Consider the following 21211-nt stretch of genomic DNA (forward strand, 5'->3'; position numbering starts at 1 on the left):
CGCTGCTGCACTTTGGAAAAATAGCACATTCGCCCCGCTATAGCGTGCTTTGCTTGTTTACAGCGCTGTTAATTTTGAGCGGTGCCGTCTCCGGCATCATGAGCATGGCAAGGAGCCCAGCCGCGTTAGCGATAAGCATGTACCAGGCGGGCGCCAGCGCGCTCCCGGTAAGATAGATCAGCCAGGTGACAACTGGTTGAGCTGTGCCTCCGAAGATCGCTATCGCAAAAGCGTAGATGATCGCGAAGGCGCCACCACGAATATTCTTGGGCAAACCTTCGGCCATGCTCACATAGAAGGCGCTGTACGGAATCGTTCCAATAAGTGTGAGCGCACCGAGACCCCCGAGAAGTGCGACGGCGCTGCGGCTCTCTGAGATCCAGAGGAACACCGGATAGGTCATCAACAACGCAGCGATCTGCGGCCATATCATGATGTGCCGGCGGCCCGCGCGGTCTGCGAGCCAGCCGCCCAGCAGCGCGGCAGCAATTCCTACCGTATTGCTAACGAGCGTGGTGCCAAAGGCGAGAGGCGCGGAAACTTGCAGGGTATTCAGTGCATAGGTGGTCATATATCCCGTGACGTAGGTGATGATCGTGCAACTGGCCAGGACGACGAATCCCAAGCTCATAATACGGCGAGTGGCAGGCAATCTTCTTACAGGGGGAACGCCCGGAGCCGGCGTTTGGGGCCGGTGCAACGTTTCGGGCAAGCCGCTCCGCAGCCAAAATCCGAACGGCAGCGTAACGGCGCCGAGCAAGAGCGCGATCCGCCATCCGTACGCGTTGAGTGCCTCGCTTGTCATGGTCAGGGAGAGTATTTCTCCAACAAGCGCCCCCGCCGTTGCAGCGATCTGTTGGCTGGCAGGCTGAAACGAGACAGCAAGACCGCGCCCCTCGACCGGCGCCGCTTCCAGCAAATAGGCAGTTGTCGGACCAACCTCACCGCCGAGCGCGAAGCCTTGCACCAAACGTGCGACAATGACCAGGAGCGGAGCAGCAGCTCCTATTGTCCCGTATGAGGGGGTGAGCGCTAACACAAGGATCGCGGCGCTCATCAGGACAAAGCTGGCGGTCATCGCGGGCCGGCGCCCGGCCCGATCCGAATACGAGCCGAGAACGATGGCCCCGATCGGCCTGGTCACAAAACCCGCGCCGAAGGTTGCGAGCGACAGCATGAGGCTGGCGAACGGGTCGCTTGCCGGGAAAAACGCTTGTCCGATCTGGATCGCGAAAAAGCTATAGGTCCCAAAGTCGTAGAATTCGAGAATATTGCCGATCGTTGCACCCAACACGGCGCGCCGGGCTAAGGATTCGTCTGCCGGAACGAGGACCGGCTCCGGTTTCAGCCGAGTAGATTGCTTGCCCATCCTCGATCCGTCTGAGGCGCTATCGCCGGCCCGAGCATTTCGACCAGCGAGTTCAGGCGCATTGCACTCCACTTGCTCTGCACGTCCTCTAGCTCGAGGTGGGCTGGGCCGCGTCCCGACAGACCAAGCTCACGACGATGAATGCAATAAGAATGCCTGCCTCTTGCTGCCCGTTTCAAAGCTCGACCGGATCGCGGCAATCGTCGGCAAAGATGAGCAAGCGCGTTGCAATTGTCGGGCGCAGCGCTCGTTGTGCTTCTGTGCATGGCGAGTTTGCGACAATATTGGTGGGCACCGAACGGAAGGCGCCTGCTTTCACGTAGATGGCCGCGCATGCACGCAGGGTTCAGCCGGCGCGCGTATGCGCAAAGGATCAGGCAACTGGCCCGGCTTTTGCTCCACTGCTTACCAATTGTGTGCGATCACCTACTTTGTCGGGATTGTCGCTGCAATGCAACGCCTGCTGTCGATGATGCCGCCGCATATGCTCGTTCAATTTGGCGTTCAAACAGTTTAGAATGTGCTCAAACTGCTCCTTGACGAGCAAGAGAACCTTGAGGGCGCTGCGCGGATCGCCATTACACGCGGTGACGACCTCGTCTATGCGCCGGCTCACCGAGCATGCTGTCTCGGCCTCGGGGCACGATTACTCGCGCAAGACATAAGGTTCTCCTCGCCGGGGCACTCGCTGAAGCGGCCCGGCGGTCAGCCCCCGTCGCTATCGCTGCCGCGTCAGACGGGTGCCGCTCAAAGGCTGGTGCGGCCGGAGCGCCACTCTCCCGAGGCTTTGGAAGCCCTGCGCGCCTTTAGTTCTATAAAGCATTGTATCGCCGCTGCCGCAGCAGCAGCTTAGGGGCGTCGCCCCTCAGCGCGGCGCAAGGACAGGCCTTCGGTTTTGGCTCCCCCACGGTCCGCGGTGCCCCAAAAAAATTGTTCCAACTTCCTTCAGCCCCTACGCCTTGCACACTTCGCTACGCGCTGCGAGGCAGGGGTTATGGCGGCTTTTTGCCGCGCACAAACTCAGCCTTAAGGAGAAAAACAACAGTACCAAGACCTCCGCCGCAGCCCGTCGTGATGGTGCCGCGCGGCAAACTGAAGAAGTCGCCCAAGAATGCTCGTAAGATGCCAAATTCGAAAGGCTGAAGTCGAAGTTCTCGCCGCCAGTATCGCATCCTCGAAATGCTGCATTTTCCTGTCGTCGAACCCGAACCCAAGGACAAACCGACCGGCTACTTTCTGGTCAATGCGGGTGAGGGACGCTGTCTCGCTCAGTTGCTTCGGGCCAAGCGCAAGGAGATCAAGAAGGACGAGCAAGCCGCATTTTTCCATCCCAACAGCGGATGCTTCTTTGCGACCATCTGGCACGACGGATTAAGCACGCCTCGAGTACGGCAGCATTGATGGCGGCGATCGATGACATTTTGGAATGTTGCACTGACTTGCCAAGGACCACCCCGCACGGCCCGCAATCGAGAATAGCCGATACGTGATCGCGTATATTCGTCTTATATACGCATATGCGTATATTGACGCGATATACGGATTTGCGTATATTTATAATATATACGGATTCGCGTATATCGAACGCGGAGATTCACATGACGCAGCATATTGCTCGTACGGAAAAGCAACTCGGCGCCATTCTACGGCGGGCCCGCCGACAGGCCGGACTTACCCAGTCAGGCTTAGGAAAGCAGATCCATCTGCGTCAGGGCACCGTATCCCGATTGGAAGCGGGCGAGCCTGCCATTCAGCTCCACACCCTCATGGAGGCGCTGGCCGCGCTCAATCTTGAACTGGTGGTCCGTACCCGCAGCAAGGCCACCTCGACTGACATCGAGGACATTTTCTGATGGGCCGGCCTCCAGCAAACGCGCCCCTGAATGTGTTCGTCAACGCGCGCCTGGCAGGCATGCTCCGGCGCGAGTCCAGCGGTGCGATCGATTTTCGTTACACGCCGCAATGGCTCTCCTGGGAATCGACCTTCCCAATCTCGCTATCGCTGCCCTTGCGCGAAGACCGCTATATCGGCGCACCTGTAATCGCCGCTTTTGACAACCTGTTGCCCGATAGCGAACAGATACGCAAACGAGTCGCGGAGCGGGTGGGGGCAAAAGGTACTGACGCCTACAGCATGCTCTCTGCACTCGGGCATGATTGCGTTGGTGCACTCCAGTTTCTTCCACAGCGTGTCGATCCTGCACCTGCCGGTACGATCGGCGGGAAGGCTGTCACCGACCGCGATGTCGCCGCCATCATCAAGAACCTTGCGAGCGCTCCACTTGGGATGGGGGAAGACGACGATTTCCGGATTTCCATCGCTGGTGCCCAGGAGAAGACCGCCCTGCTGCGGCGAGATGGCAAATGGTACAAGCCGACTGGTACCACAGCGACGACGCACATTCTCAAACCGCAAATCGGTCGTTTGCCGAACGGGATCAATCTCTCGAACAGCGTCGAGAACGAATATTTCTGCCTTAAGCTGCTGGCCGCACTTGGCGTGCCAACGGCGAACGTCGAGATCGCCGATTTCGGTGGTCGCCGCACGTTGATTGTCGAACGCTTCGATAGGCGCTGGACCAATGATAAAAGGTTGCTGCGCCTTCCTCAGGAAGATTGCTGCCAGGCTCTATCCGTACCCACCACCCAGAAATATCAATCGGATGGCGGCCCCGGCGTGAAAGACATCCTGCAACTGCTCAAGGGTAGCGATGAACCGACCGAAGACATCGCGACATTTTTGCGGGCCAGCATCGTGTTCTGGCTCATCGGCGCAACCGACGGACACGCCAAGAATTTTAGCCTATTCCTGAGCCCCGGTGGGCGCTTCCGACTCACGCCGCTTTATGACGTCTTGAGCGCGCAACCAAGCCTCGACGCCGGACAAATTCAGCGCAAAGCTTTTAAACTTGCAATGTCGGTCGGCAAAAATCGCCACTATGGAATGACTGATATTTTGCCGCGTCATTTCCTACAGACCGCCGAAATCTCCGGTGTTGGGCCGGCCGTAGTCCACGCAATCTTTGAGGATCTCGTCGAAAACTTCGAGGCCGCCTTTGCGAGAGTGGTAAAGGGCCTTCCGAAGGGCTTTCCCAAAAAATTGGCAGACTCGATAAGAGTCGCCGCTATTCGCCGCATCAGTCTTATAAACGACCGTTGACACTTTCAGCCTAAGGGGTTGCGTGCGAACCGGCCAGCGCTGGCGGCACCAACACCGGTACCGGCAGGATGAGGATCGTCGGCGTGGGTATCAATGTCGACAGCGCGATCATCGCGCCCATGATCGCCGTCGGCGGCGCCGGCGCCAGAATTGCCGGAACGCGATGATCGGCGCGCCGATGATGATCATGGTTATCAGCAACGCCAGCCCTGCGCGCTCCAGGGAGTTCCCGCTATAATGGCCCGATCGCTCCAGAGGAGCTCGATTCGGGCCGCACTTGAGATATTCAACGAACGGGCTGAGTCTCGCTATTACGGGCTCGGTTTCCGAACATCCAGGCCGACTTGCAAGCTGAAGGCGACATCTCCGATCACATCGCAGACCAGCCTAAGGCCGCGAACAGGCTGAGAGCAAACGACGTAAGCGTCGAATAGGTAGCTGCGATGCAGCAGGCTATACTTCCTCAATCTGTAAACATCGCCGAGCTTGACGTTAGTTTCCTCGAACGTTCATCGCAGTTTGTCCATCAATTCCATGTCCACAACCTCCGCTGTTCAGCGTTCGGGGACTGCGGTGAGCACTAACGTCGAGGCCTGGCTCGGTTTGGCGAATGCGATCCAGATTCGCTGCTCTGGCCCGTCCGCCGAGATATTGTCTGCCGTCACGGCGACAACAGTAAAGGAGTTGCCAAAGGACTCTGCCATGCTCGTGCAAGACAATGGCGGACGGCTTTGTTCTATTGGAAGCGCCGGTCGCGTTGGGAACAGCAGCACTGAACCGAGTCCAGTACGACGCGCATCTCGGCAAGGGCTTCTTCGAGCGAGATGCCCGGCTATCGAGGCAGGCGAGATCGAAGGCGCGCTCACGCGCATGTGAGCGCCGTCGGCCGTCTTGCTTTCGTCATCAGCATATAGAATGTGTGAGACCCAGGAGGGCAGCCGCCAGTGATCGCGGGGACCGGCGGGCTCATGGAGCCGCTCAATTGCGGTTCGCTTTACATTGATGTCTTGGAGAGATGGTAACTTCCTGTCGTGCTCTGGGCGAGCATAACTTGGGAGCGATCAATCGTTCACTGCTGTCCATAGACGCGCTCCGACGACACCAGATCGACATTCTATGGCTTTCGTTGTCGAAACTAGTTCGGATGTTGTTAGAGCAATTTTGCGATATCAGTCGGGTGCGGTGGTTCGGGCGATTGCCCTGGATCGCGCCAATGTCGGCGGATACGGTGCAAGCCGCCTTCAAAGCATCCTTCTGGCGGGATGTTTCCAAGCCATGAGACGCAGTGCGCATCGTGGAAGGCGCCGGCTCGCATGTAGGCCCAAAAGAGCGGCTCGGCTGAACGAGAGCTTCGCCCCGGCGTGACGCGTCCGTGCGTCGGAGGATCAACAGGAATTATTCAAATGGCAAGCGTCCGCGGCCGGCTTTTTGGGAAGATGTAGCCCCACAGATGCTCTGGGAGACGTAGAGAGGTCGTCAAAGTCACAGACTGTTGAGTTCAGAGTGGAGACTGGGGCGGGGACATGTCATGCGAGTCACAATGGACTATCCCGCTCCTGTACGATCCTGGGCAAGCGATATTTTTGGGCGCGTTCGACCCAGATTGCGTATGGCACGATCTGGCGCAGGTCTGGCAGACGGCCCAGGTCGGCGAGCAAGCGGTCGCGCAGATGATAAGCATGCCGGCCAAGGCGCTAGCCCAGCGCTACGAGAGCCTGGGCATGACCGCGCGCTTCGGCCGGGGCCGCTTCAATCAGATAGGCGGTTGTCGGACCAACCTCACCGCCCAGCGCGAAGCCCTGCATTAAACGCGCGAAATGACCAGCAGCTGAGCGGCAATTCCTATTGTCTCGTACGAGGGCGTAGGTGCACACGAGGACGGCGACCCTCATCAAGGTGAAGCTGGCGCTCATCGCGGATCTGCGGCCGGCCCGATCCGAGTACGAGCCGAGCAGGATGGCCCCGATCGGCGGGTCGCCTGCCGGGAAGAATGCATGACCGATCTGGATGGCGAAAAAGCTAAAGGTTCCGAAGTCGTAGAACTCGAGAATATTGCCGATGGTTGCTCCCCACACGGCGCGGCCGGTCAAGCGTTCGTCTGCCGGAAAGAGGACGGGTTCCGGCTTCTCCCCAGTAGACTGCCTAGCCATCCTCGATCCGTCTGGAGTTCAATCGCCGGCCGAGCATTTCGACCAGTCAGGTCGCGCACGCTGCATTTCAGTTGCCCAACGCGTCGTCTAGCTTGAGGTGGCCGGGCTTACGTGCCGGTGCTCTACATCTGCCTGACGCATGCCAGGGCGAAGTTCACGACGATGAGTGCAACAAAAATGCCTGCCTTTTGCGCCCCATTCAAGCCTTGAACCGATCACGGCGATCGCCAGCAAAGATGAACGGGGCGCGCTGCAATTGTCGGGCGGGGCAGTCGTTTTTCTCCTGTGCAATGGCGAGTTTGCGACAACATTGGCGGGCGACGAACAGGCATCGCGCGTTTTCACGCAGAAGGGCCTCCGCATGGCGTTGCTGCGTTCATCTGTTTGCGCACAGCGAAGGCATCAGGCGATTTGGCCCGACTTTTGCTCCGCTGCTTGTTAGTTGCGTGCAGTCGCCTGCTTTGTCGGGATTGGCGCGGCAGAATGCAGGATCTGTCTGCGATCAAAAGACAATAGGAGCTCGCATTGTTAACGGGGACCATGAAAACGCTCGACATCGGCCACGGCCGCGAAGCATCGGGCGGTCATCTTCGCTCAGGCTACCGCGGCTCGGCGGATCGCAAATGGCAAGCGTGAGGTGCCGGAGCTTGAGCTTGAGGAAGTTGAAATCAAAGTCACCAGCAATGAGGGACGTGCTTGTGAGTTGACTTGACTTCATCAAGGCGGACCTCCCTCCAGAGAACTAGCCTTTCTTTCGAATTGAAGTTCTACCGTCAGACTCGGGCTAAGAAGGCGCGAGGCCGATGTCCGATCAATGACGGCTGCGCTTCGCTGGCGCATCTGCGTGAACGCGCGCCAAGTTGGATGACGAAGCACGCCAGCAATCAAGACCTCAAACAGAATCTGTAGTATGAAGAAGACAATTACGACTATCGTGCTTGCGGCTAGTGCCTTGCTGGATTCGCCCAGTAGAGCGGTTGAAACCTACGACGTCATGGACCCGAATGGAATGCCCTTCATGCGGGCGCGGATATTTGGTCCCGGCGATGGCGCTTACGCGCAAGGTGATACGCGTTCAACGCGGAGCTTGCCACAATCAGAAATAGATCATTCACTGGCGGCGATTCGGTATTGGGCGGAAATCATCAAGGTTATTCCGGGGCAATTGCCGGCCATTGTCAACATCGGTGGGAATAGCAAGCGCAACGCATCTGCCTATAGTGATACGTCTCCTAGTGGCGTCACCAAGGTTCAGGCGGCACTCACGGGGCAGGAGCCGGGCGAGCTGCAATACGGCGCACACGGCGTGGTTACAATCGGCCAGATGGGGTTTTCGTCCGAAGCATACATTCCTTCGCAATTGCCAAGGACTCCAGAGATTGGTCGTACACCCGTTGTGATCCACGAGTTCGGCCATGGGCTCGGTATGCTGAGCACTATCAGCCATGACGGATATCCCGACGGGCCGCTATCAGCGCATTTCCCTGAAAAGTTAAACGCCTGGACGGAGCATTTGCACGACGACAACGGCAAACAAGCCAAGCCTGGACAGACGATCTATTGCTCGCTGTGCGTGAACCCGCCAGCTGAGGACGTTTTCGACCTGCGCCACGATCGGGGCTATTTTGCCGGGAAGCATGTGGGTGAAGTGCTGGCCGGTGCCATGCCAGGTATTCCGGTTCGAGTGATGACTGAGGACGGCCGGCTGGATGTCCCCTTTGTCTCGCATAGCGAACTGAAGAACAGTTTGATGAGCCATCAGCAATACCGGAACTACACCGCCCTAATGGAAGCGGAGATCGCCGCATTTCAAGATATAGGTTACAGTATCGATCGGCGCAATCTGTTCGGGTACTCCATCTACGGAAACGGCCAGTATCTGGTCAACGACAATCCCTTCTTCGCTCGGAATGCTGACGGTACCGCCTATCTGCCAAATACGTACAATATGGCTTCGCGCGGACTGGGATTGCACGTCTATGGCAGCGGCAACGCTGTGGTCCAGCGCGCCGACCTGCTTTCGAAAGGAGCAGGTGGCGCCGGCATCCGCGTCGACGGCGAAAACAATCAGATCATAATTCCGCCTGGGACCCGCGTTTACGCCGACGGCGCCTATGGGCACGGCGTCATGTTCGCCTATGGCAAGGATCACACGCTGACTCAGCGCGGGGACGTACAAGCTCTCGGAGAGCATGGCATCGCGACAAGGTTCGATTTTGGTAACAATACGATGGGCAATGACGATGAATATCGTGGTTCGTATGTTCGCACGATTGGCACCAAACCGGCCCCGATGCTGAGCGAAATCGACGGTCCGCTCGTCAGCAAGTTCGATCTGACCGGGCGCCTGGCTGGCAATCATGCAGCGATGTACATGTCGAACAGTGGTTACGTCGGCGAGATCAATGTGATGCGTGGCGCAATGCTGTCGGGGCACATCCTGTCTGACTACAACCAGGTTGACGAGAATGGTGCTCCGCGTTTGACCAAATTGACGTTCGGGTTGAAGCCTGATGCGAACGGTCACTCAACGCAGGAGCCCGACGCAAATTTTGCAACCCGCTACGACGGTAATATCGTCGGACGTAACAATCTTTCGCTGCAGTTCGGAGGTGGTGCCACGACGTTAACTGGCAATCACGAGGTGTATGACGCAAGTGTCGCGCAAGCTGCAACCCTGTCCGGTAACGGCAGTTATCGGCTCAATGCTGGTGGTCGCTTCACCAACAGCGGTGGTGTCGCGCCCTTCATCGGCGGCCTTGACAACAGCATCAAGGTGTATGGCGACTATCTGCAAACCTCGACCGGTCGCTTGCAGGTCGCCGTAAACGATGCTGGCGCGTTCAGCCATCTTGTGGTGAATGGCAATGCGACGCTCGATGGTACGCTGACGATCACCCCGCAGCGTGGCTGGTATGGTAACGGCTTTAACGTCTCCTCCGATCAGTGGCTGAATGCAACAAATCTCACAGGCTCGTTCGCGAACGTGACGACAGCCCTGCAATCACCCACCTTGCTGGCGAGTGCCACGGCTCAAGGTGATAACACCTACGCCTTGACACTCTCCCGCCCATCCGATGCCTATTCGCGTTATGGGGCCGACGCCAACAGCCGCCAGGTTGGCGCGGCGCTCGATCGAGTAGCTGGCAACGCGACTACAGGGCTGCACCCACTCGTCGCGGCGCTCGACTTTTCCGCGCCGGACGGCGCGGCAGTGACATCTGGGCTGCGTCAGCTTTCGCCGTCCATCTATGCGTCGGAGCAGGGCAGACGTGTCAACGACAGTTTCTACGCGCGTTCGGCAGTCTACAACCGTCTCGAACAGGCGTTTGGCGGCGCGCCAACCTCGGCGATGGCGGTGATGGGTTATGGTCCTGAGCAGAGGAGGTCGCGCGATTCTGCCTCTGCAACCGGCCTGGTCGGCCCGGCTTCTTCTGGCCCGCCCTCCTATGACCTGCAGGGGTATGCAGCGTGGGCTTCTGCCTTTGGCGGATGGACCACCCAATCGGGCGACAGCAATGGGGCGAGCACCAGATCCACCATTAGCGGCCTCATGACCGGGATCGACACGCCGATATTTGATGATTGGCGCGTCGGTGTCCTTGCGGGCTATAGCCGTTCCACTTTCAAGGTTGGCGCTGCTTCCTCGTCAGGCCGCAGCAACAATTACACGTTCGGGACCTATGCCGGCACCGAGTGGACCGTGCCGGAAGGAGCCATCGCTTTCCGCTCAGGCCTTGCCTATACGTGGCACGATCTCGAGATGAGCCGCAACGTTCGGTTCCCAGGCTTCAACGACAACTTGATCTCGGATTACGATGCCGGCACTTTCCAGATCTTTGGAGAACTGGGTTACAAAATCCATCTTGGCAAGTCTTCCGTCATCGAGCCCTATGCCAATCTCGCCCATCTTCGAGTCGCGACCGATGGAATTTTCGAAAGGGGATTCAACGGGGCGGCGCTTAGTGTTCACGCTAACACGATGGATACGACGCTCTCCACTCTCGGCGCCTACGCGACCACGCGCTTTCGAGTTGGCGAGATCGCCACGACTGCGCGAGCCGATATTGGCTGGCGTCATGCCATTGGCGACCTTTTTCCGCTGTCGACAGCTAGCTTTGCTGCTGGATCCAGCCCTTTTGCAGCTTCAGGCCTATCCATTGGAAAGGACGTGGCACTCGTCGAATCCGGTTTGGACTTCCAGCTTTCGAGCAACAGCACACTTGGCATCGCCTACCAGGGTCAGTTCGGTTCAGGCATTACCCAGAACGGACTGAATGCCACCTTCAATGTGAAGTTCTGATACGCACAAAATGCATTTCGGCCCGCGTGCTGCACAGCAATGAGATCACGTTATTTCAATCCAGGTTTCCTCGACAAGAGGGGGACGCTTACGATCGAAGCTGGCCTGCCTGAACGCCGGTGCTGACGTCCGCACGGGATGTCGGAGCGAATCTCTTGAGGGCAAGCAGCATGTTTATCAACGCTGACTGCGGATGCCGAGGATCTCGCCCGAGTGTACCGATTTGATCTCGCCCAGGATTCCGAGATGATCTCGCCCACCAATTCGATTTGATGTCGCCCGGGGCGCGAGGCGTTCTGGCTGTTTGGTTTCTGGCATCGGTGAAGCCGCGGGGTCAACTTGAATCGCGGCTTGAGGCCCTTCTTGGCGATGGTAGCAAATTCAAGACCGCGAACAACCCGAACAGGAATCTCAGCCGAGCGCATCGACAAATACGTCGATCACGTGAACCGGGCTGCTCTCGTCACTCAAGTCGTCGAGGCATTGTGGCAGCAGCGTCCGCTCCCACGATCTGCTTCTTCATGAGTGCCTCACCAATTCCTTTAAAGACTCGGGAAGGAATCGTAACAGCAGCCCAGTGTTTTCGCTGCCAGGACGCGTTGCGGACATTATCGAGTCAGTGGCGAAGCCTTAGGTTCGCGCAACAGATGTAGTGAACTCCACGTAGAGCGCTACCAACGTCATCGAAAGCGCTTTCGTGCGCGTCAAGGGACGTCGAACAAGACCGCGCTCACGATGATCTTTAACTCGCGTCGTCTCGATGGGGACAACCGCTTCCGAACCTCTCCCCGGTGCAAATTCGCCGACGGAATCAACGTCGCCAGACCGCAAAGTCAACCCGACGCCGGCTGGCGCCTTCCGGCTCCAGGATTCGGCGCGAGCTCTTTAACCCACGATAAGTCGCACCTTGCGTCGAAAGACAAGTAATCGCAAGTCAGTTCTTCACCAGGTTGTACGTCACGGGCCGTGAAAATTCGGCAATGATCGTCTTGATATGTGTTTGGCTGACTGCTGTGATTCATGAAGCGGGCATTGTCAGCATTGTACTCTACGACACCATCATCAACATCGCGGTCTCTCGGATAGGCATGCTTGTCAAGTAGAGCTTGAAATGTTGGAGGTAGGGCTTCGTACTGTTCAGGCGTCACGGCAATGTCAACGATTGGATTATGAATCCAAACTAATGTGCCTTTAGGTAAAAGAGTAGCAGAGAAAAGTCCGATGCCGCCAAAGCGGTCTGGCTTCAAAATGGTTTCAACAATCAACACTGAAATTTCTCCAAAAGTGACTAACACCCAGCAAGCTAACCGACCTAAGTACCGCAAATCTCCTGCAAGAATTGGCAGGGTCGTTTAATCGCGCCTCCGCCACAAGTTCGATTTTTCTTCGATCTCTGGATTGTTTTCGGTGTTGCTGCTGTCGGATCAGGATCTCAGCGAACTGAGCGAGCGTCGGTGGTGCAGTTCGGAGGATCTATGAACGGCTCTCTGAGGTTTCAGCGACTATCTGCCTCAAAAAAATGGGAAGGGCATTGCTGGCCGACTTTCCGCGGAAGCGCTGGATGCTGATGTCAAGAGCTATAATCAGGACAATGGTGTTGGCGGCAACGTCGGCGCAGCACTGGCTCAGCTGCGGAAGTCATCGGTCGGCGCTAAAGCGATGGCGATCGCGCCCGGTATCCCGGCCATTGCTGATCCCGAAGATACGGCACAGATAGACTCGAGGCGGATCGACGACGTCGCAACACGGCGTTGGCCAGAGGAGCTGCGGAAGGTCACGACCAGGATGGGCATCTGGGGTTGATAGACCACCAGACCCGTCGTCATCCGTTAGCACCAGTTCAGTCAACCAGTCGACCGAGCTTCAATGGGACGTAGGAAGCAGCCTCTTTACTCCGAGGATGCTTCCCATATTTCCGGGCTTGAGAGAGCCTTACGAAGGGTAATGCCGCCAAACGTGCCGTTAGGCGTTTCTTTGCAGCTTTGGTGGCCGGCTCTTAGATAACAAGAGGCAATCGCCATTCGGTTGAACGCGGAGTCGCTGAGCGATGATGTGCGCAAGTTCATCGGGACGGGTAGCGCTCATCTGCACCGCCCATAAGGTCGCCAAGCTCGTAAGAGTCGCTGGAGCAAGCCATCGTCCATTAACAAGCCCGATACCAAAGCTATCTGGACGGGCTCCTAGCGTCGGGAGCGTCCGTCGGCGCCATTCGTGGTTCATGGATGAGCCGAACGTCATTGGGTCCTCCCGGCCCCATGATGGCGAAGTAGCGCTCGCCGCGAATGTCGTATTGTTCTACCGGTTGCGCCGCGTCCGGCAAGAGGCCCCAGCGGCCCAGCTTCGAGAGCATCGTGGCGGAGGCGGGTTGGGTGCCGTGCGAAAAATCCTCGGGAACGGCGAATGATGCAGCATAAATCTCGTGGGCCGTCGGAGATGTCGTCGCAGCCCTGGCGGACGACGGAGCGGCTTGCTCCATCGACCGTCCAAGCAGCGCTGGCGAGGCCCGATTCGCAGGCCGCGCGCTGGGCCGCGGAACGTTTTCCGGCCGAGATCCGAGACGAATGCCAGCGCCTGGCGGATTGAGCGGGGTGGTTCGCCTCATCTCCGCCGCGGGCACGAACAGCGCGGTGTAGCGGTCATTGTGAACCACGAAACGGGTGGGGCAGCTGTCCTGGCTCGGCGGGACGCTGCTACTGTCAAGTGCAGCAGGCGCGTGCTGGTCACCGTGCCGCGAGTTAAAGGAACGAACGGCCTCTCCTAAATCCAGGGATTGGTGATGGCGCGCGGTCGGCTCGCGAGAAGACGATGGGCCGGCGTCTTCCATTATCGCCCACAGCAGACCCTGATCGTAATCTTCCGCGGGAAGGGCGAACGGCGAACCGACCCGCTGGCCCGAAACGCGACGGTGCAGCACACGAGCGACTGAATTGCCGGACTCGCCCAGCTGGCGCCCAATGGCATCCCCTTCCAGCTGATTTAGCGTCCTCTGCCTCTTCGCAGGCCTCAACTGCCCCGTGGAATCCTCACCCATGAGGACCTCGTGCCTTGAAAGGGGGGAGCTCCCCGTCAATTCGGTCGGAGCCGGCTGGTGGCTATCGCTCCAGCTGAAGTGATGCACGGCTCCGGGATCCGGTGCCTGGTGATCGCGCGCGATTGGCATGAGAGACGATGCTAGGATGGCTTCGCCCATCATCCCTCGCAGCGGATCCTGACCGTGATGTTTCGCAGTCAGCTCGTTCGGCCAACTTAAAGCTTCCTGCGACGCGTTGTGCCGCGCAGCGGTGCCCCCGAGGCGTCTGGCAACTGCGTCTTCAGGGCGGGCCCTATGGTGCCCAAGTTCCAACACTTCGGTGAGTCTACGGTCCTCGTCAGACAGATGAGGATAGTAGTGATCTGAAGAAACAGAAACTCCCGCGACCGCACTGGTATCAAGCTGCGCCACCTCATCCAAGTACGGCTCAAACTCCGCTTGCTGCTCTTGCAGCTCCGCGGCGTTGTGAGCAGCGCGATTTTGGTTGAATGAGTTGATGCTGTTAAATGGGTCCATGTCCCCTCCGCTTGAGTCGGTTCGCAATCCCGAGCAGATAGTGTCGCTCACCGGTTCTCACTCTACTAGGATCAGCTGTCGACAAGCTGACGCGCTTAGAGTGCGCGGCGGCGATCAGGGTGAGGCTCTCATCCTGACCTGATTGTCGCGCTATATTAGAGACCTAAGTGAGCCAAATTGGCCAGCCTGACTGACTGCGACACTCACCCGAGGGACGCGCCAAGGAATGCCGGATTGCATTTTTCGGAACCGCTGGCTGGGTGAGTCGTAGCCGGCACGAACAGATTTATTTTGAGCAGCGTGATGGGACCTACAAAATCGTCCTAAAATAAAGTGTGTACTGAGCCGGGACGTGTTCTGACTATGCCGTCGGGATGGTACCCGAACTGAGGCGGACCTCTTTGTTGAAGGCATGCCTTGCCGAAAAGGTCTTGACTCTGGCCGCAGAGGATCAATCGGATCCAGCAATCTCGGCACATGTCGCGGTGCGGACGGTGCAGGAATTCTTTCACCCACGACCGATGTAAAGGAGGACCGACGTGCGACATGTTGCGTGTCGCCAGGAGGAAGCTTGAATCATTGCACTCGCTTTCGCGGCTCATGTCCTATGCTATGCAGCGGGAAACGCTCGACACCGGCGGCCTATGGTCGATCGCGCGCGGCTTGCCCGCAACTCGCGACGAACGTCCTTGCCGCTTTGACCGGCTCGGCTTCCGGCGGATTGACCATTGCGCTCGATGCCCTTGGCGACACGTACCTGCGAATTGCGCAGACTGCCCATGTCGACCCAGAGCTCATGCACCGGGTTGCCGTGATCGGCTCCGGCACCCTCGACAGCCCGCCGCACAACGCCGCCGTCGTGACGCTGCTCGCAGTCTGCGGCTCGACCCATCGCTAGAGCTACTTCGATATGGTGATGGCCAATATCGTTGGGCCGATCATCGCCCTGGCCATCGTTATCGCGTTGGGTTCGGTGCTCGGATCGTTTGGTTAACCCGCGCCGGAGTCTGACCAACACAAAGACATGCAACGTTGCTGGCAAATGGCTTAAGCTTGAGCAGTCGATAGTGGGTTCGTCGCAACAGGCTCCCCTCCGCCGCGCAACGTTATGGATTTTTCGGGGTTCCATTGAATGTCCGTGTGCCGATCAGACGTAGGTCGGACATGTCGTGCTCGTCGTCAATGATCAAGTCCACGCTCGTCCAACGTATTGTCGAGAACTGCCCGCATCTTTATCAAAGCGCCGTCAACAATATTGTGAGCGCAATCCTCGATGAGATCGTCGAGGGGGTGGCGCGCGGTGGCCGGGTCGAGTTGAGGGGATTCGGAGTATTTTCGGTGAGCCCTCGGCAGGCTCGCATAGGCCGCAATCCAAGAACGGGCGAGTACCTGAAAATCGAGCAAAAGCGCTTTGCGGTCTTCAAGGCCAGCAGGGCAGTGCATGAGCGATTAAATCGTGGCGAAGTTTCGAATTGATCGAATCGGCGTCTGAGGTTGCCTAACAGGGGACAGCCAGATCGGTTCAGGAGCGATGCTGTAACTGCAAGCGGTCTCGCGGACGCTGCTGGGTGCCGTGGCACAGAGCTGATCAGCGGCAGCATCTCGGCCACGCGAGCGCTCGACAGCACCAAGCGGTCAGTTTGGTGATGCCGATCACGACTAGGCAACCCGCTTCAATTCGTTGCCCAGCTGCTCGAGGTGGGCGGGCTTTGGCTGTGGTGCTTCCGTGTCAGCCCATTTCAGTAGCGTCAGTTCGGCTGAGAAGCCTGGTCCGAAGGCGCCTAAGATGCCGTAAGATCCAGGCGCTTGCTCCTCATGCGCCAGCACGCGTTCCAGCACGAATAGCACAGTTGCGCTGGACATATTTCCATAAAGTCGAAGTGTCTCATAGCTGGAAAAAAAAGTCTCAGAGGACCTGCCAAGGCCCCGCTCACAGACTTCCAATACTTTCCTGCCGCCAGGATGAAAGATAAAGCTCCTCACTTGGCCAGGAAGGATGCCAGCCTCCGCGAGCAACGAGTTCATTGCACGTGGCATCAATTCCCTAATCATTGACGGAATGCGCTCGGAGACCACGACTTCAAATCCCGCGTCGCCAAAATGCCAGCCCATTAGAGAAGTCGAGTCCGGGTGAAGCAAACTCGTACTTCTCACGATATCCAGCTTGCCAGCACCGCTTTCAGCTGGAGCGATTAATAACGCGGCAGCACCATCTCCAAAGAGGCTTGAGGCGACAACGTTCTTTGGCGTGAGATCATTCGGTTGGAACGTAAGGGAAGTCAGCTCCACAGCAACGAGGAGAATGCGTTCGTTCGTTGCTCGGCAAAGGGCTCCTGCTAAACTAACTCCTGATGCTCCGCCAGCGCATCCGAGGCCAAAAATCGGCGTCCGTCCCACATCTGGTCGTAACCCGACCTTGAAGATCAGGTCCACGTCGAGACTTGGCGTCGCTATCCCTGTCGTCGAGACGAACAAAACCCGATCGACTTGCTCGGGCTTAACGCCAGCCCGGTCGAGACAGTTCACCGTCGCTTTGCATGCGAGCTCCTTCGCACAATCCAAATATATCTGGTTGGCCTCACTTATGCGATGCTCACCGAGAAGCCATTCGGGCGGTACGCAAAAGAAGCGCTGATCGACCAGCGCATGATCGAATACGGTAAGATATCTCCTCAGCTTCTCCGTTCTGGAGACGAAGTGGTGACCCGCTAGAGCCTTGAGGTCGGCCTGAGAGAACCGAAACGGTGGCAAAGCCGTCCCAACAGCCAAAATTCTGGACATCAGTGACTCTTGTCGCTCGACATGGATTTACACCGAACAAGGACGCCCGCGACATCCAGCCGTTATTTCGCGTGGACCAAGCCGACGTTGATATTCTGCCCAACGCGGGCAGTTCCTACGAGGCCGCTCGTTGAAAAGCCTGCGCTTCCGATTGAGCAAAGGCCATCGATCGGAGGGCCGATGAGCACGCAATCGTACTCAGCGCTGACGGCAAGCTGGGCAGAAAGAAGCCTTTATGTCCACGCCTGCAGGACAGCGCTGTTGGCCGTCGCTGGCGTTGACGAGCAGCAGCGGAGTCGCGTGGTCGCAGGTCTGATATTTATTGCGGGCGGCCGCAGTGGCGGCTTTTGCGTAGAGCAGAACGTCCTTCCAGGCGTAACCGAGCGGGTCCTCAACGGGGCCGCGGGTAACAATTTTGCGTGCAGCCAGAAGGCCCGGCACAATGAATCTAGCGTTAGAGCCCTCGGGACTGGCGCAGTTGCCGTTCATCGCGATTCCAGGCACCGACTTGGCGATCTGCCAGCGGAAGCCGATTTCACCGCCGAGCGGACTTCCTGTTGCACCAGGACACGTCAGGGCAGGCGGTGGCGCACGGACCACATTTCCGGCGTCGACGAATTCCCAGCATCGACGGCCATCGCCGCGATTGAGGCCGATATCAGAACCGCTTCGCTCGCGGAGCCGCACGGCCAGACCGCCGACAGCCGCGACCAGCAAGATGACGCCTATCGTGCCCAAGAGCAGCAGTTTCATTCTTCTCGACCCAATCCGAGCTCAACGTTCTTGAGGGGTTCACAGACGCGGATGCATGCCATGCGTCTGTCTTCTTGATCAATTGATAAGGTTAGTAGGTGACTGGAAAATAACGTGTCCGCCTCAGCGAATGATGGCCCGTCTTCTTCTGTGCGGACTCATATGAGTTTGTCGCGGCAAGCGTGTTGCCATCGTCGATATGCCTAGCAGACGTCGGATACATCGACGGGATTTCGCGTAGCTGACAGTCGGACCAAATCGGCTCGGGTCGTCGTGAAGTATTTTGGCGATGCCCGCCACGAGCCGTGAGCCTGTCAGGATCCAGTCATCCGCAATGCCGCCGGAACAGGTGCCTAGTGCAGGCCGCAAGGGCTCACAGTAAGGGCATTCCGATCCGTGCTAGGGCGAACCTAGGGGACAGCGATCGTTGTTCTTATTGGAGCTCAATTGATTGGGTTATGCTCTTTAAAGGCCGATGTTGCGGTTCAGCCGGCTTGACGCGTCATGAGTTGCGAGTTGATACACTCGTCTGGCTCCGAGCGCCACTGCGGAGAAGCTGCCGATAGCCGTCATCTGCTATCCACTTTGCCCGAGCGAGATGACTGTCAAAAGCGCGACGCGCCCGATCCCAGTCGCGAGCAGGGTCAACGTGAAGAACAACGCGCGCTACCTCGCGCCAATCTGTACCCTCAGCATCAGCGTCAAGCAGCCGCCAGTATGTAGCCAAGTGCTCCTCGTCATAGACGGTCAGACTCGCGCCCGATGGTGCAACGTCATCGACGGTCAAATCGAGCAGCGGTTCCTGCACTGATGGGTCTCCCGGGCAGCTTTAGGGGCAACAAAGGGGATCGTCGCAAGCTTGGTGCGCAGTCGCAGTATCCTCCGATTGTGGAATAGTTTTGGTGATGCCTAAAGCACATCAGGTGATTCGCTTTACGCAACGACATCCGAAACGCTTCACTGTTACACCCCTATTGTCACTGCACTGAATGGCCGACGCGGCATGCCATCGATCATGAGCTTGAGATACATGTGATGAATTCTCGAGACTGGGAAAATCAACGAAATGAAAGAGAGTGAAACTCGCCAGCAAGGTCTGGCGCCGTCCCGGCGCCGACCCGGCAGAAATGTCGTCGAACATTGCCGAGAACAGCATGCGATATATTTGGTTCAAGTTGATGGAAGACTGGTGGGCGATCGCAAAGCCACCCCGATGCCTGCGGGCAGTGCCGAGAGGTTCGCGAGCGCGAGCGTCGTGAAGCCTCAAATTCGCCGCTGACAAGCCGGAGGAAGATCAACGGACAAAGACGCATCAAAAATCTCGCCGAGCGCTCGGGATACTGCCTCAGCCCTGTCGGACGCAGGGGCGGCTTGCTCCATCCTGCGTGAAGGCAGTGCTGGGGAGGCCTGTTTCCCCGACAGCGCGCTGGGCTGCGGGGCGTTTTCCGATCGAGATCCGAACTCACTGGCGGCGTTAGGCGGATAGAGTGGGGTGCTCAGCCGGGTCATCCCCGCGGGCACAAATAGCGCCGTGTAATGGTCAGTGTCGATCACCAAGCTGGTCGGTCGGCTGTCCTCGCTCGGCAGGACGCTGCTCCTGATCAGTGCAGCAGTTTGTTCGTGCCCGCTTTGCTGCATTGTAGACTGCCTCTCCAATTCGTGGAGGGGAGCATGCGTCAGCACGCCAGCGCCTGTATTGAGGTCCTTTGGGCTGACGGGGACTGCTGGCTGGGCGGGTTGATCATCCAGCAATCGGCGAACTTTCACAGGAGGAAACTCCTCCGGATTAAACGTGAGGAAGGGCGGCTGAACGGGACGGTCATCTCGCTCTTTCTGAATTTCCCCGCGAAGCTCGTTTTCCAGCCGCTCAAGTTCCGATGGATCGGTCGCCGACTCCTCGGCTTCATCATAGAACAGCAGCCAGAGCTTCTCGGGAACCCCATCTAATTCGGGCGACGGGACAGCATGGCCGGCCGGCTCCTGAGAGGCGCCCGCACCGGAATCGTGCTCGGCATCCCGAACCCTTTTTAGCGCCGGCACTAGATTTCTGTCTCGCGGGAACAACTTCCGAGCGAATTCTATGCGCGCAGCATCGTCTAGCCCGGATATCGTATGGCCCGCAACGTTAAGCGCTTTAGAGAATCTGCGAAAACTTGAATCATACAGAGCAACGCTGTTCGTGGTGAGTCCGCTGAGATCAAGCCGATCCAAGAGCTGCGCGTCGGCCGCTGAGGGGACAATGGTCGGCCGTCCGGCGCGACAAGCGACATAGGCCGGATCAAGATACGCACCAAGAGCGTTCAACCCAGCCAACATAGTCTTTCCGACGGGAAAGTTGGAAAAGTAAGTGTTGACGTGATGCACCAGGGACTGATGGTCCCCTAAATCAGTCGTTTGGCCACGAGCGCGGAAGTCATTCACGAGTTGGCGAAGTGCAGAAGTATAATTGCCAGCTGTTTTTGGGCGGAGATTCGTCTGAGCCGCCCATTGAGCAATCGCTTTATCGATAAGGTCCTGTTCTTCTTCAGACAAATGTGGATAGCGACTACGGGCCGGATCGAGATACGCACCAAGGGCGTTCAACCCAACCAACATAGTGCTTCGGGTGCTGGGATTAGAAAAGTAAGTGTTGACGTGATCGATCAGGGATTGATGGTCCTTTAAACTAGTCGTTTGGCCACGAGCGCGGAGATCATTCACGAGCTTGCGAAGTGCTTGAGTATAAATAGAAGCCGAGGACGGACTTAAATTCCTCTGAGCCGCCCGTTGAGCAATCGCGTTATCGATAAGGTCCCGGTCATCTTGAGACAAATGCGGATGGTCATCGCGATTAGCCCGCTTAGGGGCGGCGGGAGCGGCCTGACTTGCCTCCGCCAATTGTTGCTCAAAGCCTTCTTGTCCGCCCTCGCCCGCCCGTGGCTCATTCGAGACTTCGTGCTGCACCTGCGACCAAGCTGTTACGTTGAATGGGACAAAGTTCTGCTGGTTCACGCTAGCCTCACCTCCAAGCTCACCTGAGCAGACCCCTAGTCGCGTGAGCTTTCGAGAAGCTGACGAGGCCACGTAGGGCCGCGGCAGGATGGAGCAATGATCAGAACCTGTGGCGGCCATCGGCGGGGTGACGTGAAGCGGCCGCATCTTCCGAACA

General features: G+C 58.0%; 15 protein-coding genes and 1 pseudogene. 7 read left to right on the forward strand and 9 right to left on the reverse strand.

The window, feature by feature from the left end:
- Positions 1-37 precede the first annotated feature (37 nt).
- Positions 38-1369: an MFS transporter gene (locus AKN83_RS35080; protein WP_050399952.1), complete on the reverse strand. Its 1332-nt coding sequence runs from the start codon at positions 1367-1369 to the stop codon at positions 38-40.
- A 163-nt stretch (positions 1370-1532) separates the two neighbouring features.
- Here AKN83_RS35080 and AKN83_RS40255 point away from each other — a divergent pair, with 163 nt between their 5' ends.
- The 4 genes from AKN83_RS40255 to AKN83_RS35095 all read left to right on the forward strand — a co-directional run bounded on the left by AKN83_RS40255 (position 1533) and on the right by AKN83_RS35095 (position 4529).
- Entirely contained in the window at positions 1533-1886 is a 354-nt protein-coding gene (locus AKN83_RS40255) for a hypothetical protein (protein ID WP_157113715.1), read from the forward strand.
- A 662-nt stretch (positions 1887-2548) separates the two neighbouring features.
- Entirely contained in the window at positions 2549-2770 is a 222-nt protein-coding gene (locus AKN83_RS35085; protein WP_050399953.1) for a hypothetical protein, read from the forward strand.
- A gap of 197 nt (positions 2771-2967) precedes the next feature.
- On the forward strand, positions 2968-3222 hold the full coding sequence (locus AKN83_RS35090; RefSeq protein WP_050399954.1) for a helix-turn-helix domain-containing protein: 255 nt from the start codon (positions 2968-2970) through the stop codon (positions 3220-3222).
- A complete protein-coding gene (locus AKN83_RS35095; RefSeq protein ID WP_050399955.1) occupies positions 3222-4529 on the forward strand; it encodes a type II toxin-antitoxin system HipA family toxin in 1308 nt (435 codons plus the stop codon). The genes AKN83_RS35090 and AKN83_RS35095 overlap by 1 nt, the downstream gene beginning before the upstream one ends.
- Positions 4530-6223: 1694 nt before the next feature.
- Here the strand turns inward: AKN83_RS35095 and AKN83_RS35100 are convergent.
- The gene (locus AKN83_RS35100) at positions 6224-6619 is read right to left on the reverse strand and encodes an MFS transporter (protein ID WP_143278146.1); all 396 of its coding nucleotides are present in this window, start codon (positions 6617-6619) and stop codon (positions 6224-6226) included.
- Positions 6620-7589: 970 nt separating this feature from the next.
- On the opposite strand from AKN83_RS35100, the gene AKN83_RS35105 reads away from it, so the two are divergent.
- The gene (locus AKN83_RS35105; protein ID WP_244522219.1) at positions 7590-10982 is read left to right on the forward strand and encodes an autotransporter outer membrane beta-barrel domain-containing protein; all 3393 of its coding nucleotides are present in this window, start codon (positions 7590-7592) and stop codon (positions 10980-10982) included.
- 833 nt (positions 10983-11815) lie between these two features.
- Here AKN83_RS35105 and AKN83_RS39070 read toward each other — a convergent pair.
- The 3 genes from AKN83_RS39070 to AKN83_RS35110 form a co-directional block, all read right to left on the reverse strand.
- Positions 11816-12250 (reverse strand): SET domain-containing protein, encoded by a 435-nt coding sequence (locus AKN83_RS39070; RefSeq protein ID WP_083992385.1) that lies wholly within the window; start codon positions 12248-12250, stop codon positions 11816-11818.
- 357 nt (positions 12251-12607) lie between these two features.
- Positions 12608-12808, reverse strand: coding sequence for a hypothetical protein (locus AKN83_RS40260; protein WP_157113717.1), 201 nt, complete (start codon positions 12806-12808; stop codon positions 12608-12610).
- Between the two features lie 338 nt (positions 12809-13146).
- A complete protein-coding gene (locus AKN83_RS35110; RefSeq protein WP_050399956.1) occupies positions 13147-14529 on the reverse strand; it encodes a hypothetical protein in 1383 nt (460 codons plus the stop codon).
- Positions 14530-15202: 673 nt separating this feature from the next.
- Here AKN83_RS35110 and AKN83_RS39075 point away from each other — a divergent pair.
- Both AKN83_RS39075 and AKN83_RS35120 read left to right on the forward strand, forming a co-directional pair.
- Positions 15203-15523, forward strand: a pseudogene (locus tag AKN83_RS39075) (GntP family permease); the annotation flags it as partial.
- 188 nt (positions 15524-15711) lie between these two features.
- A complete protein-coding gene (locus AKN83_RS35120) occupies positions 15712-16005 on the forward strand; it encodes an HU family DNA-binding protein (protein ID WP_063695690.1) in 294 nt (97 codons plus the stop codon).
- A gap of 183 nt (positions 16006-16188) precedes the next feature.
- Here the strand turns inward: AKN83_RS35120 and AKN83_RS35125 are convergent, their stop codons facing one another.
- The 4 genes from AKN83_RS35125 to AKN83_RS40270 all read right to left on the reverse strand — a co-directional run bounded on the left by AKN83_RS35125 (position 16189) and on the right by AKN83_RS40270 (position 21054).
- The gene (locus AKN83_RS35125; protein WP_050399959.1) at positions 16189-17310 is read right to left on the reverse strand and encodes a type III polyketide synthase; all 1122 of its coding nucleotides are present in this window, start codon (positions 17308-17310) and stop codon (positions 16189-16191) included.
- A 198-nt stretch (positions 17311-17508) separates the two neighbouring features.
- Complete coding sequence (locus tag AKN83_RS40265; RefSeq protein WP_157113718.1) at positions 17509-18063, reverse strand: hypothetical protein; 555 nt, start codon at positions 18061-18063, stop codon at positions 17509-17511.
- A 502-nt stretch (positions 18064-18565) separates the two neighbouring features.
- The gene (locus AKN83_RS39080) at positions 18566-18871 is read right to left on the reverse strand and encodes a DNA -binding domain-containing protein (protein WP_083992386.1); all 306 of its coding nucleotides are present in this window, start codon (positions 18869-18871) and stop codon (positions 18566-18568) included.
- 455 nt (positions 18872-19326) lie between these two features.
- Complete coding sequence (locus AKN83_RS40270; protein ID WP_157113719.1) at positions 19327-21054, reverse strand: hypothetical protein; 1728 nt, start codon at positions 21052-21054, stop codon at positions 19327-19329.
- Positions 21055-21211: the final 157 nt, after the last annotated feature.

Source organism: Bradyrhizobium embrapense, assembly GCF_001189235.2.
Taxonomy (GTDB): domain Bacteria; phylum Pseudomonadota; class Alphaproteobacteria; order Rhizobiales; family Xanthobacteraceae; genus Bradyrhizobium; species Bradyrhizobium embrapense.

Bases quoted from the DNA above. Each gene is read 5' to 3' on its own strand.
- AKN83_RS35105 (WP_244522219.1), top strand. From the start codon at position 7,590: ATGAAGAAGACAATTACGACTATCGTGCTTGCGGCTAGTGCCTTGCTG.
- AKN83_RS35125 (WP_050399959.1), bottom strand. From the start codon at position 17,310: ATGTCCAGAATTTTGGCTGTTGGGACGGCTTTGCCACCGTTTCGGTTC.
- AKN83_RS35110 (WP_050399956.1), bottom strand. From the start codon at position 14,529: ATGGACCCATTTAACAGCATCAACTCATTCAACCAAAATCGCGCTGCT.
- AKN83_RS40265 (WP_157113718.1), bottom strand. From the start codon at position 18,063: ATGAAACTGCTGCTCTTGGGCACGATAGGCGTCATCTTGCTGGTCGCG.
- AKN83_RS35095 (WP_050399955.1), top strand. From the start codon at position 3,222: ATGGGCCGGCCTCCAGCAAACGCGCCCCTGAATGTGTTCGTCAACGCG.
- AKN83_RS35120 (WP_063695690.1), top strand. From the start codon at position 15,712: ATGATCAAGTCCACGCTCGTCCAACGTATTGTCGAGAACTGCCCGCAT.
- AKN83_RS40260 (WP_157113717.1), bottom strand. From the start codon at position 12,808: ATGACGACGGGTCTGGTGGTCTATCAACCCCAGATGCCCATCCTGGTC.
- AKN83_RS35085 (WP_050399953.1), top strand. From the start codon at position 2,549: ATGCTGCATTTTCCTGTCGTCGAACCCGAACCCAAGGACAAACCGACC.
- AKN83_RS35080 (WP_050399952.1), bottom strand. From the start codon at position 1,369: ATGGGCAAGCAATCTACTCGGCTGAAACCGGAGCCGGTCCTCGTTCCG.
- AKN83_RS35090 (WP_050399954.1), top strand. From the start codon at position 2,968: ATGACGCAGCATATTGCTCGTACGGAAAAGCAACTCGGCGCCATTCTA.